The following is a 13,003-nucleotide window of genomic DNA, read 5'->3' as shown; positions in this document are numbered from 1 at the left end:
GGCGCCTCCGAAGGGAGGCGCCGCTGGTCGTGTCGGGGATCAGGCGTCGGGCTCGAAATCCAGGCTCAGGCTGTTGACGCAGTAGCGCTGGCCGGTCTCGGTCGGCCCGTCGGGGAAGACGTGGCCAAGGTGGGAGCCGCACTGGCTGCAGGTGATCTCCACCCGCTTCATGCCGTGGCTGTTGTCCTCGGTGTAGGTCACCGTCCCCTCGATGGCCCGGTCGAACGAGGGCCAGCCGCAGCCCGCGTCGAACTTGGCTCCTGAGTGGAACAGCACCTGCTTGCAGCAGACGCAGTGGTAATCGCCGCTCTTGCGGTTGTGCAGCAGGGCACCGCTGTAGGGACGCTCGGTCCCTTTCTCCCAGCAGACGTGGAACTGCTCTGCACTCAGCTTGTCGCGCCACTGTTCAGGGTTGTTACTGCTCATTCCGGCTCCTCACCACTGATAACGGTGCCCAGCATACCCAGTCAGGGCGCCTGGCTCTACCCCGCCAGCGGGAACTGTGATCCCGTTGGCAACACGGCGACAACATCCGCTGCCACCACCCCTTCACTCGCCAGCACCGCCGCCGGCAGGGCGACCCGCTCCAGCAGCTTGAGGGAGTGGGCACGCCCCACCGCCACCTGCCGCTTGATGTCGTCCGGCAGGAAGGGCAGGCCGTCGTTGGTGGCGGTGTCGATGGTCTGGATCCACTCCATGCCCTCCCCCGGCGGCGGCAGGCGGAACTGGATGTCATAGTCGCTGGCGTTGAACAGCACGTACCAGCGCTCCCCGGTGCAGCCGATCATGCCGATGTCCATGGCAAACGCCTGCCCCATGGGGGCGTGCCAGTCCTGATCGGTGAGCTGATGGCCGTCCGGGTGATACCAGTTCACCTGGTGACAGCTGGTCGCCTTGCCGTTCCAGCCGTCGTCGCTCAGTTGCAGGTTGGAGAAGACCCCGGACTCCGCCCGCAGCGCCATCATCTGGCGGGTGAAAGCGAGCAGCCGCTCGTCCTCCGGACGCAGTTGCCAGTTCACCCAGCTTATCTGGTTGTCCTGACAGTAGGCGTTGTTGTTGCCGAGCTGGCTGCGGCCCATCTCGTCCCCGGCGAGGAAGTGCGGCGTCCCCTGGGAGAGCAGCAGGGTGGCGATCAGGTTGCGCTTCTGCTGCTGGCGCAGGTTGTTCACCCTGGGGTCGAGCGTCGGCCCCTCCACCCCGTGGTTATGGGAGAGGTTGTGACCGTGGCCGTCTCTATTGTCCTCGCCGTTGGCCTGGTTGTGGCGCTGGTTGTAGGAGACCAGATCCTCCAGGGTGAAGCCGTCGTGATAGCAGAGGTAGTTGACGCTGGTGTGGGGGGCGCGCCAGTTCTTCGGGAAGAGATCCCGCGAGCCCACCAGCCGGGTGGCAAAATCCCCCATCTTGCCCGCATCCCCGCGCCAGAAGGCGCGCACCGTGTCGCGATAGCGATCGTTGATCTCCAGCCACTGGCTCGGGAACTGGCCGAGACGATAGCCAAAGGGGCCGATGTCCCAGGGTTCGGCGATGAGCCTGACCCGCGCCAGCACGGGATCCGCCATCATGGCCTTGAAGAAGGCGCTCATGGGATCGAACTCCCCTGCTTCCCGCGCCAGGGTGACCGCCAGATCGAAGCGGAAACCGTCCACCTGCATCTCGGTGACCCAGTAGCGCAGGGCATCGAGCACCAGCCGCAGGGTGTTGGGGTGATCCAGATTGACGCTGTTGCCGCAGCCGGTGACGTTGGCGTGGCGATGGTAATCCGGACCGTGGGCCCCCGACTCGAAGGCGTAGTAGCCCGCGTTGTCAAACCCCTTGAGGGAGAGCATGGGGCCGTCGAAGCCCGACTCTGCGGTGTGGTTGTAGACCACATCCAGGATCACCTCGAGCCCGGCCCGGTGCAGCTCGCGCACCATGGTCTTGAACTCGGTCACCGCATCCTTCGCCCCGTAGCGCGGTTCGGGCGCGAAGAAGACGATGGGGTTGTAGCCCCAGTAGTTGGTGAGCCCCAGCTGCTCGAGCCGGGGCTCGGACATGAAGGCCGCCACCGGCATCAGCTGGACCGAGGTCACCCCCAGCCCCTGCAGATGCTCGATCATCAGCGGGTGGCTGATGCCCAGATAGGTGCCCTGCAACGCCTTGGGGATGCCGGGGTGCTGGCGGGTGAACCCCTTGACGTGGGTCTCGTAGAGCACGACCCGCTCCGGCGGGATGCCGGGCTTGCCGACCCCCTGCCAGTCGAAGGCATCGTCCACCACCACCGACTTGCCCACCATGGCCGCGCTGTCCCCCTCGTAGAGGGCATCGTCCCAGTAGGTAGGACGGCTCAGTGCCCGGGCATAGGGGTCTATCAGCAGCTTGTCCGGGTCGAACAGCAACCCCTCCTGGGGAGAGCCATGCACCCGGTAGCCATAGCGCTGACCGGCCTTGACGCCGCGCACGTGGCCGAACCAGTACTGGCCGCGCCGACCGGGCAAGGGGAGACGCGCCAGCTCCTGCTCCTCTTCGTCGAACAGGCAGAGCTCCACCTTGTCCGATTGGGGAGCCCAGACACAGAAGTGGCAGCCCGTCTCGTCCAGACGAGCGCCAAGCGGGTGATCTACCCCGTTTTCCATTTCAAACATCAGGACTCCTGTTTGATGAACAAGGTCGCGAGCGGCGGCAAGTCCAGCACCAGGCTGTGTGCCATCCCCTGCCAGGGGGTCGCCTCGGCGACGAAGACCAGACCCACATCATAGTTGCTGCCCCAGTAATGCTCGCTGTCGGTGTTGAGCACCACCCGATAGCGACCGGCAGCCGGCACCCCGAGACGGTAACCGATGCGCGGCACCGGGGTGAAGTTGCAGGCCACCACCAGCGGATGGGCCCCCAGCTTGTCGGCCCGCAGCCAGGCGAAGATGCTGTTGTCCGCATCCTGGTGATCCAGCCAGCGGAAACCGGCCTGTTCATAATCCGCCTGATACAAGGCAGGTTCATGACGATAGAGGTGGTTGAGATCCCGGATCAGCCGCTGCTGGCCGCCGTGCCTGGGGTACTGCAACAGGTGCCAGGGCAGCTGGGCATCATGATTCCACTCGTTGCTCTGGGCGATCTCGGTGCCCATGAAGTTGAGCTTCTTGCCGGGGTGGGCATACATGAAGCCCATGTAGGCGCGCAGGTTGGCGGCCTGCTGCCACTCGTCCCCCGGCATCTTGTAGAGCAGGGAGTGCTTGCCGTGGACCACCTCGTCGTGGGAGAGGGACAGAATGAAGTTCTCGTCATAGTGGTACACCATGGAGAAGGTCATGTCGTTGTGGTGGTAGCGACGGTGAATGGGCTCTTTTTGCATGTAGCTGAGGGTGTCGTGCATCCAGCCCATATTCCACTTGAAGCCAAACCCCAGGCCACCGAGGAAGGTGGGACGGGAGACCCCGGCAAAGGCGGTGGACTCCTCGGCGATGGTCATGGCGTGGGGGTACTTGCCGTACACCTCCTCGTTGGTCCACTTCAAGAGGCTGATCGCCTCGTAGTTGTGGTTGCCGCCATCGACGTTGGGCACCCACTCACCGGCGTTGCGGGAATAATCCAGATAGAGCATGGAGGCGACCGCATCCACCCGCAGGCCGTCGATGTGGAACTTGTCGAGCCAGAACAGGGCGCTGGCCACCAGGAACTGGCGCACAGTGTCGCGACCGAAGTCATAGATGTAGGAGTTCCAGTCCGGGTGCCAGCCACGGCGCGGATCTTCGTACTCGTAGAGCGGCGTGCCGTCGAAGCGGGCCAGGCCGTGGGCATCGGACGGGAAGTGGGCGGGCACCCAATCCAGAATCACGCCGATCCCCGCCTGGTGGCACTGATCCACGAAGTATTTGAAATCGTCGGCCGTGCCGTAGCGGCTGGTGGGGGAGAACATGCCCACCGGCTGGTAGCCCCAGGAGCCGCTGAAGGGATGCTCGGAGACTGGCAGCAGCTCGATGTGGGTGTACTCCATCTCCTTGATGTAATCCACCAGTTCCACCGCCAGCTCGCGCCAGCTCAGGCTGTCGCCGTTGGAGTGGCGCTTCCAGGAGCCCACGTGCAACTCGTAGATGGAAAGGGGCTGCTCGCGCTTGTCATTGAGCTGACTCTCGCGCCAGTCGGCGTCCTGCCACTGGTACTGGCCGTGGTCATAGACCACGGAGGCGAACGAGGGGTACTGCTCGCAGTAGAAGCCCACCGGGTCGCTCTTGTGGGGCAGGCGATTGCCCGCCGGGTCTTTCAGTTCGAACTTGTAGCGATCCCCGGCCTTGAGCCCCGGCACGAACAGCACCCAGTGGCCGCACTGGCTGCGCTGCATGGGGTGACGGCGGCCATCCCAGAAGTTGAAATCCCCGATGAGGCTCACCGCCGTGGCGCTCGGCGCGTAGACGGCAAAGCGTACCCCTTCTACCTGCTGGCCGAGGTGCGTCACGGTGCGCAACTGGGCGCCGAGGGTGTGGTAGAGGTTTTCCGGTTGCCAGGTGAGTTCCGCCAGCCCTTCCCAGGCGGCAGCCTGGAACTGATAGGGGTCGATGATGTCGGCACTGGCGTCGGCGTAGGTCGCGATCAGCTGGTAGGGGAAGGGATTCTTGCGGCGGGTGAAAACAGTTTCAAAGAGGCCCGCTTCGTCAGCGGCGGTCAGGGTGGCAACTATCTTGCCTGACTTGAGATCCCTGACCCGGACCTCGAGTGCATCGGGCAACCAGGCGGTGAGTTTCAGGCCTGGCCCATCCGGATTGGCCAGCAGGCCTAGATGGGAGAAGGGATCGGCACAGCGGGCGGCAACCAAACGTTCAACGGGCATCGACATTTCCTTTGATGGCTGAACATCCGCTTCGGCCGAAGCCGAAGCGGATGAAAGTGAGTCACATGTTGGCGTTCAAGGCTCAACGGCTGGCCTCGTCACGGGCCCGGCTCATCTTGCCCGCCAGATTCTTGAGCGCCTCGTCGGCGAAGATATCCTCCAGATCCCGGGAGAGCTTGCGACGCCAGTTGGGGTACTCGTAGCTGGTACCCGGCACGTTGACCGGCTTGTCCATCTCCAGCCAGTCTTCGAGCTGGGTGCTGAACAGGGCACAACTGCCGCGGGACATGTGCAGTTGCAGACCGTGGTTGAGCTCGGTGTTCATGCCGACCCAGTTCACGTCGTGACTGATATTGCCAGAGATGACCCCATGAGCATGCAGGCTGTCAAGGATCCGCTGCTTGGCCTGGTGGCGATCAGCATACAGGGTCTTGAGTACGTCTTCATCCGGGTACAGGCCCAGTTCGCGTCCCAGCGCCAGATCGTCGCAGTGCCAGAAGCCTTTGAGGGTCGGCATGTCGTGGGTGGTCAGGGCGGACATCGCCTGCTCGGCGTAGTGCGCCGGGGAGATGAAGCCGCCATCGTCCTTGGAGCGCTCGAAGAAGAACACCTTGTAGGAGTGGACGCCGTTCTCTTTCAGGGTCACGTCGATCCCCTCCGGCACGGTCCCCAGATCCTCGCCGATCAGCAAGCACTGGTTGCGATGAGACTCGAGGGCCAGGATCCCCAGCAGATCGTTCACCGGATAATAGATGTAGGCCCCCTTGGCGGCCGACTCTCCGGGCGGCACCCACCACAGGCGCAGCAAGGCCATCACGTGGTCGATGCGCAGGGCGCCGCAGGAGCGCATGTTGGCGCGGAACAGATCCACCATGGGCTGGTAGGCGGCCTCGAACAGCTGGTTCGGGTTCATGGGGGGCAGGCCCCAGTTCTGGCCGAGGGGGCCGAGGATGTCGGGCGGTGCACCGACCGAGGCTTTCGGGCAGTAGAGATCCCGGTTTGCCCAGATCTCGGTGGAGCCTTCGGAGACGCCGACCGCCAGATCCCGGTAGATCCCCATCACCATGCCGGCGGCCTTGGCGCGAGCATCGGCCCGGGCCAGCTGCTCGTCAGCCAGGAACTGCAGATAGAGGTAGAAGGCCACATCCTGCTGGTGCTCGGCCATCCAGGCCGCCACTTCGGGGTTGTGGTAATCGCGCAGCGCCTCGGGCCAGACCGGCCAGCCCCAGGCATTCTCGCCCTTGGCATAGAAGTGGGCCTGCAGGGCGTCAAACGCTGCCTGTTGTTGCAGGCTGTCACCGCCGGCAGCCACAAAGGCATCGAACGCTGCCTGACGCTCGGCGCTGAAGCTGGCCTGGTCGAACACCTGGCGCAGCATCCCGATCTTGGTCTGGATGACGCCGGTGTAATCCACATTGTCCTTGACCCGCAGGGAGGTGAGGTGCTGCTGGAAGGCCGGGCTCGCAACTTCCGCTTTCAGGCGATCGTTGCCCAGGAATTCGGGCACCGCTTCCACATCGATATAGGCAACGTTGAGCCAGCGACGGGAAGAAGGGCTGTAGGGGCTGGCACTCTCCGGGTTGGCCGGATAGAGGGCATGAATGGGGTTGAGACCGACGAAGTGGGCTCCCCAGGCGGCGGCATTCTCAACCAGCTGGCCGAGATCGCTGAAATCGCCGATGCCCCAGTTGTGGCGGCTGCGCAGGCAGTAGAGCTGGACGCTCGGGCCCCACACCTTGCGACCATTGGCGATGGGCGCCTGCTTGTAGCAGGACTTGGGGGCGACGATGAGACGCATGGTGGCCAGCGGCTCGTCATTGCCCTCTTCCAGCAGGATGAGCTGGTGATAACCCAGTGCAGGCTGCACATCCAGGGTGACGCGATAGGCCTGACACTCCATCTCCTCGAACTCGGCCACCCCGACCAGCTCACCCTCGATGGGGGTGAGTTGACCGGACAGCACTGCACCCTGCTCCTGCTGGAGCTGCCAGGTGAGGGCATCGTTGACGAATTCGATGGGGAGGCGAACCTCAAGAGTAACGGCGTCGCCGCTGCGTACCACCATCACGGGATCCAGCGCGCGCAGCCAGTGCTGGCGGTGCTCCTGCTCAAGCTGTTCGGACAGGGCGGCCTCGTCATCGACGCGGTAGCCCATGGCGCCCAGCATGGCGGCCTTGCTCTCTTCCGATACCAGGGCCGGCTGGCCCCAGGCATCAACATACTCACTGGCAATGCCTTTGGCGGCAGCCAGCTGTTCAATCAGGGTGGTCATAGTTTGAGAATTCCCGCTGTGGATTCTGTCTACGCTATTTTGTGATTAATTTTTATGGTTGGTACTTGAACATTGGCTCTTTGGCCATGCTAAACCGCGCACATTTTTACATATCTCCCCGGCTGGATGTGTGACCGGGCAGGCACTATTGTTGTTCTCTGCCACCGACTTTGCTGATGATGCATTCAACAAAAGTTGGTAGCCAGTTACATAAACCGAAAATAAATTTCACAGTTTTTCATGATATAGCGCAATTTCGCGCAGATTGTTGGTTGACTCGCGAGGGAGTTCTAGTAAATTTACAAACGGAATTTTCTTTGACTACTGAACAGTTAGGTAACCAATTATGACTATCAAAGTAGGTATTAACGGTTTTGGCCGTATCGGTCGTTTCGTTTTCCGTCTGGCCGCTGAGCGTGCTGACATCGAAGTGGTTGGTATCAACGACCTGATCGACGTTGACTACATGGCTTACATGCTGAAGTACGACTCCACTCACGGTCGCTTCAAGGGCACTGTTGAAGTCAAAGACGGCAACCTGATCGTCAACGGCAAAACCGTACGTGTTACCGCTGAACGTGACCCGGCCAACCTGAAATGGGGCGAAATCGGTGTTGACGTTGTTGCCGAAGCAACCGGTCTGTTCCTGACCGACGAAACCGCTCGCAAGCACATCGCTGCCGGTGCCAAGAAAGTCGTACTGACCGGTCCGTCCAAAGACGCTACCCCGATGTTCGTCATGGGCGTCAACCAGGATTCCTACGCTGGCCAGGACATCGTTTCCAACGCTTCCTGCACCACCAACTGCCTGGCCCCCATCGCCAAGGTTCTGAACGATACCTTCGGTATCGAATCCGGCCTGATGACCACCGTTCACGCTACCACTGCTACCCAGAAGACCGTTGATGGTCCGTCTGCCAAAGACTGGCGCGGTGGCCGCGGTGCGGCTCAGAACATCATCCCGTCCTCTACCGGTGCTGCCAAGGCTGTTGGCGTGGTCATCCCGGAACTGAACGGCAAGCTGACCGGCATGGCCTTCCGCGTTCCGACTCCGGACGTGTCCGTTGTTGACCTGACCGTCAACCTGAAGAAAGAAGCGTCCTACGCTGAAATCTGCCAGGCCATGAAGGCTGCCTCCGAAGGCGCCATGAAGGGCGTGCTGGGCTACACCGAAGACGAAGTGGTTTCCACCGACTTCCTGGGTGAGCGTCAGACTTCCGTGTTCGATGCCAAGGCTGGTATCCAGCTGAATAAGACCTTCGTAAAAGTCGTCTCCTGGTACGACAACGAAATGGGCTACTCCAGCAAGGTTCTGGACCTGATCGCTCACATCTCCAAGTAATTTGGGATGCGCAATCGCGTAGCTTGAAAAAAGGCGGCCAATGGCCGCCTTTTTGTATTCTGAATCACGGACCCTTTCTGAATGTCCCCGAGCACTGGAGCCTTTATGACACCGACACGTACGCTGACTGCCCACTGCACCCTGAGCCAGGATGGCCTGCCCCTGCTGACCATAGACAATGAGCACGCCAGGGCCGAGATAAGCCTGTTTGGCGCCCACGTGCTGCGTTACCAACGCCATGGTGAGCCGGCCTCTCTCTGGCTCAGCGACAAGGCGATACTGGATGGCAGCAAGCCCATTCGCGGCGGCATTCCCCTCTGCTGGCCCTGGTTCGGCCCCTCCCCCGCTCGCGTTGGCAGCGGCAAGCCGGCTCATGGCTTCGCACGCAACTGCCTGTGGACGCTGGATGGGGTCTCCGATCACGGGGATGGCACACTCGTCCACCTCTCCCTGCGTGACAACGATGCCAGCAGGACGCTCTGGCCCCATGCCTTCGAGCTGGAGCTGGACGTACTGGTCGGCAAGGAGCTTTCCCTGGTGCTGACCACCCGCAACACCGGCAAGTCAGCGCTCACCTACAATGCCGCCCTGCACACCTACCTGCAGATCAGTGCGCCGGAAGCGGTGACCGTGACCGGCCTCGGCGAACCCTATCTGGACAAGCTGACCGGCCGAAACGAACTGCAACAGGGCGCGCTGACCGTCACCGCAGCCATGGATCGCATCTACCGCCAGCCCGATGCCATGGTCAGCGTGCAGGATGGTGAGCGCACCACCCGGGTGGTCAACGGCAACCACGACAGCGTGGTGGTCTGGACTCCCTGGCAGGAAGGGGCCAGCGCCATGGCCGACATGAGTGACGACGGTTATCGCACCATGCTCTGTGTCGAGGCGGCCATCACCGCCGAGGACGGGATCACCGTCCCGCCCGACGAGGAGCACAGCTTCTCCACCGTCATCATCTGACGATACAGATGACGGATAAATAAAGAGGGCTCCCGCGGGAGCCCTCTTTGCATCTTGCCATCAGAGTCAGTCAGGCGTTGCCCTGGGTCTTGAGCTTGAGCTCCGCGGCGAAATCCAGCATGCGGTCGAGCGGGACAAGCGCTTTGAGACGCAGTGCCTCATCCACATGGATCTCGTGACGCTCGGCACCGTCGGTCAGGGCTTCCTTGATGGCCACCAGGCCGTTCATCGCCATCCAGGGGCAGTGGGCGCAGCTGCGGCAGGTGGCACCATCGCCGCCGGTGGGCGCCTCCACCATCTCTTTCTCCGGGCAGGCCTGCTGCATCTTGTAGAAGATGCCGCGATCGGTCGCCACGATCAGTTTCTGCTGGGGCAGCTCTTTGGCGGCCTTGATGAGCTGGCTGGTAGAACCCACCGCATCCGCCAGTTCGATGACGGAGGCCGGGGACTCCGGGTGCACCAGCACGGCGGCATCCGGGTTCTGGGCCTTGAGCTCGCGCAGCGCCTTGGCCTTGAACTCGTCGTGCACGATGCAGTGACCCTGCCAGCGCAGCATCTCGGCCCCTGTCTTCTTCTCGATGTAGGCGCCGAGGTGTCTGTCCGGGCCCCAGATGATCTTGTGACCCTGACTGTCCAGATGTTCGACGATCTCCAACGCAATGCTGGAGGTGACCACCCAGTCGGCCCGTGCTTTCACCGCTGCCGAGGTATTGGCATAGACCACCACGATGTGATCGGGGTGGGCATCGCAGAAGGCGGAGAACTGGTCAATTGGACAACCCAGATCAAGAGAGCACTCGGCCTCCAGCGTCGGCATCAGCACCCGCTTGTGGGGGCTCAGGATCTTGGAGGTCTCTCCCATGAAGCGCACACCGGCCACGATCAGGGTCTGGGCCGCATGGTCGCGACCGAAGCGGGCCATCTCCAGGGAGTCACCCACGAAGCCACCGGTGGCTTCTGCCAGGGCCTGGATCTCGGGATCCGTGTAGTAATGGGCAACCAGCACGGCCTGGCGCGCCTCGAGCAGCACCTTGATCTCGGCGATCAGGGTCGCCTTCTGCTCGGGAGTCAGGGGCTGTGGTTTGGCCGGGAAGGGGTAGTCCATCTCGACTACCGGCGGAATACTACTCAGTGCATTGCTCATTGCGACTGTTCCATCAACGCTCGGGAAGGCCAAAATTATAACCAGAAGCCGTGCACAAACCCATCAACAAATCCAGTACAGTACAACTGTCAGGACCCGCTCCGACCATATCGTTGTCATTCTTGCCAAAAGGAGTTGTCGAATGAAACAACGTTCGCTCAAGACCAAGTTGTTGTTGCTCACGCTGGGACTTTTTCTCGCCAGTGGCGTCGCCATGACATGGATACAGTCCTCCTCGCTGAACGGCCTGCGCGATGACATCATGGCGCAGACCCGTGGCGCCCTGGAGCAGGAGGTTTCCCGTTCCCTGCAATTCCAGGCAAAGCGGTATGCCGTGCAGATCGAAGACCAGTTGCAGCAGGCCTATCAGATACCGCTCGGCATGGCGGCGCAGCTTGAAGGAAGCATGGCCCAGCCGGACCAGCGGCTGAGTCGCCCACAAGTGGAGCTCCTGCTTGGCAGCCGCCTGCGCCAGGCAAACGGGATCAGTTCCATCTACGCCCAGTTCGAACCCAACGGTTACGACGGACAGGACGCCGACTGGCAGACGGGTGCCAGCCATTCGGTTGCCGGCAAGGGCAGTCTCGAGGTCTACTTCACCCGGGAACAGAACGGAAACATCGCGCAGCAGACCATAGATGCCGCCACCAGTGACGCCAAGTTCGACACCTCGCGCAATGAATTCGGCATTCGCAACAGCGAGTGGTATCTCTGCGGTCGCGAGACACGTCGCCCCTGCCTGATGGAACCCTACCTCTACGAGATAAGCCCTGGTCAGAAGATGCTGATGACCAGCCTGACGGTGCCCGTCCTCAAGGATGGCAAGTTTGCCGGGATCACCGGGGTCGACATGAACCTGCCCATCTTCCAGCAACTGGCCGAGCACCTTGGCAAGAGCCTCTATGACAACCAGGCCGAGGTCACCCTGGTCAGCAAGGCGGGCTTCATCGTCGGCAGCAACCGCCATTCGGACAAACTGGGGCGCCCCCTGACAGAGGCCGGACTGGTTGCCCCGAATGGACGCCCCGCCGATACCGACAGCGATTTCATCCTGCAGCAGCCCATACGGATCGAGGCTGCCGACAACCAGTGGTGGCTGATGATCAAGGTGCCCAAGGCCCTCGCCCTCAGCCAGGCCAACACCATCAGCCAGCAGCTCGGCAGCCTGTTGCAGGCTACCCAGCAGCAGCAGCTGGTTGCCATCGTTGTCATCACCCTGGTGGCCCTGGGCCTGCTTGTCTGGTTCATCCAGACCATCACGGCGCCCCTCTCCCTCATCAGCCGCCACGTCTCCCACCTCGCCAGCAATGAGGGCGACCTGACCCAGCAGATGCGTATCGACACCCACCAGGAGCTCATCGAGCTCGGCAGGCATCTCAATGCCTTCCTCGGCAAGCTGAGGGCCATGGTGCAGGGCAGCAAGCAGATTGGGCAACAGGTGCATCAGCAGGCCAGGGGCATGAAACAGACGGCCGATGCCATGCGCAGCAGCCTGGATGATCAGAGCCTGGAGCTGGAGAGCGTGGTCAGCGCCATGCACGAGATGAGCACCACGGCAGTCAGCGTGGCGGGCTATGCGGAACAGGCGGCGCAGGAGTCGGAAGCGGCGACCCACCATGTCAGCACGGCCCAGCAGACCTTGAGCAGGGCCCGCAGCGAGATCCATACCCTGGTCGAGGACATGCATCAGGCCGACAAGGCGGTCGCCCAGGTCGCCCAGCGCAGCACCAATATCAGCCACATTCTCGATGTGATCCGGGCCATTGCCGAACAGACCAATCTGCTGGCCCTCAACGCAGCCATCGAGGCGGCTCGGGCCGGCGACATGGGCAGGGGCTTTGCCGTCGTGGCGGACGAGGTGAGGGCGCTGGCCAACAAGACCCGCTCATCCACCGACGAGATAGGGCAGCTCATCGGCAGCCTGCAAACCGAGGTCACCAGCAGCCAGCAGCTGATGAGCACAGGGATCGCCCGCTCGGTGAGCACGGTTGAAGGCACGGAGCAGGCCTTCGAGGCACTCAATCAGGTGGTCACCCAGATCCAGCAGATCCATGATCACATCAGCCAGGTAGCGACCGCCGCCGAGCAGCAGAGTGCCGTGAGCGACACCATCAACCAGAACCTGATGCGCATCGGTGACGCCGCCACCACCCTGGGACAAGAGGCCAATGCCAGCCAGCGCCTGAGCGAGGCACTGGAACAGGCGGCCACCACCCTGGCAAGCGAGCTGGATCGACTGCGAACCTGATGGGAGACGGAAACGAAAAAGCCCGCATCGCTGCGGGCTTTTCAATATGGTGGTCGTTACTGGGCTCGAACCAGTGACCCCCTCCTTGTAAGGGAGGTGCTCTCCCAGCTGAGCTAAACGACCTGGGATATGACTGAAATGATGGTGGGTCGTGCTGGATTCGAACCAGCGACCAATTGATTAAAAGTCAACTGCTCTACCGACTGAGCTAACGACCCATCGAAATCATTTTT

At 62.2% G+C, this 13,003-nt stretch carries 8 protein-coding genes and 2 tRNA genes; 3 read left to right on the top strand and 7 right to left on the bottom strand.

Annotation, left to right across the window (positions count from 1 at the left end; translation table 11 throughout):
- Nucleotides 1-39: 39 nt before the first annotated feature.
- From msrB to malQ, 4 genes are all read right to left on the bottom strand, one after another.
- Entirely contained in the window at nucleotides 40-426 is a 387-nt protein-coding gene (gene msrB / locus AB5Y54_RS08235) for a peptide-methionine (R)-S-oxide reductase MsrB (protein ID WP_010672886.1), read from the bottom strand.
- A 56-nt stretch (nucleotides 427-482) separates the two neighbouring features.
- Nucleotides 483-2,621, bottom strand: a complete 2,139-nt coding sequence (gene glgX / locus AB5Y54_RS08230) for a glycogen debranching protein GlgX (RefSeq protein ID WP_368153447.1) — start codon at nucleotides 2,619-2,621, stop codon at nucleotides 483-485.
- Nucleotides 2,621-4,798, bottom strand: coding sequence for a 1,4-alpha-glucan branching protein GlgB (gene glgB, locus AB5Y54_RS08225; protein ID WP_069652455.1), 2,178 nt, complete (start codon nucleotides 4,796-4,798; stop codon nucleotides 2,621-2,623). Before glgB ends, glgX begins: the two co-directional genes overlap by 1 nt.
- An 82-nt stretch (nucleotides 4,799-4,880) precedes the next feature.
- Complete coding sequence (gene malQ / locus AB5Y54_RS08220) at nucleotides 4,881-7,070, bottom strand: 4-alpha-glucanotransferase (RefSeq protein WP_010672883.1); 2,190 nt, start codon at nucleotides 7,068-7,070, stop codon at nucleotides 4,881-4,883.
- A 346-nt stretch (nucleotides 7,071-7,416) separates the two neighbouring features.
- Here malQ and gap point away from each other — a divergent pair, with 346 nt between their 5' ends.
- Nucleotides 7,417-8,412 carry a type I glyceraldehyde-3-phosphate dehydrogenase gene (gene gap, locus AB5Y54_RS08215; RefSeq protein WP_010672882.1) on the top strand — a complete coding sequence of 332 codons (996 nt, stop codon included), beginning with the start codon at nucleotides 7,417-7,419 and terminating at the stop codon, nucleotides 8,410-8,412.
- A 105-nt stretch (nucleotides 8,413-8,517) separates the two neighbouring features.
- Nucleotides 8,518-9,378 carry a D-hexose-6-phosphate mutarotase gene (locus tag AB5Y54_RS08210; protein ID WP_041211019.1) on the top strand — a complete coding sequence of 287 codons (861 nt, stop codon included), beginning with the start codon at nucleotides 8,518-8,520 and terminating at the stop codon, nucleotides 9,376-9,378.
- 70 nt (nucleotides 9,379-9,448) lie between these two features.
- Here AB5Y54_RS08210 and nadA read toward each other — a convergent pair whose 3' ends face one another.
- The gene (gene nadA / locus AB5Y54_RS08205; protein ID WP_052816503.1) at nucleotides 9,449-10,522 is read right to left on the bottom strand and encodes a quinolinate synthase NadA; all 1,074 of its coding nucleotides are present in this window, start codon (nucleotides 10,520-10,522) and stop codon (nucleotides 9,449-9,451) included.
- A 142-nt stretch (nucleotides 10,523-10,664) separates the two neighbouring features.
- Here nadA and AB5Y54_RS08200 point away from each other — a divergent pair, with 142 nt between their 5' ends.
- A complete protein-coding gene (locus tag AB5Y54_RS08200) occupies nucleotides 10,665-12,770 on the top strand; it encodes a methyl-accepting chemotaxis protein (protein ID WP_368153446.1) in 2,106 nt (701 codons plus the stop codon).
- Between the two features lie 47 nt (nucleotides 12,771-12,817).
- Here AB5Y54_RS08200 and AB5Y54_RS08195 read toward each other — a convergent pair.
- Both AB5Y54_RS08195 and AB5Y54_RS08190 read right to left on the bottom strand, forming a co-directional pair.
- Nucleotides 12,818-12,893: transfer RNA gene (locus tag AB5Y54_RS08195), tRNA-Val, on the bottom strand.
- A gap of 19 nt (nucleotides 12,894-12,912) precedes the next feature.
- Nucleotides 12,913-12,988: transfer RNA gene (locus AB5Y54_RS08190), tRNA-Lys, on the bottom strand.
- Nucleotides 12,989-13,003: the final 15 nt, after the last annotated feature.

Source organism: Aeromonas sp. s9 (assembly GCF_040907765.1).
Lineage (GTDB): Bacteria > Pseudomonadota > Gammaproteobacteria > Enterobacterales > Aeromonadaceae > Aeromonas > Aeromonas caviae.
The sequence above is the reverse complement of the archived record's forward strand: the minus strand, read 5'-3'. Positions and strand labels throughout refer to the sequence as shown.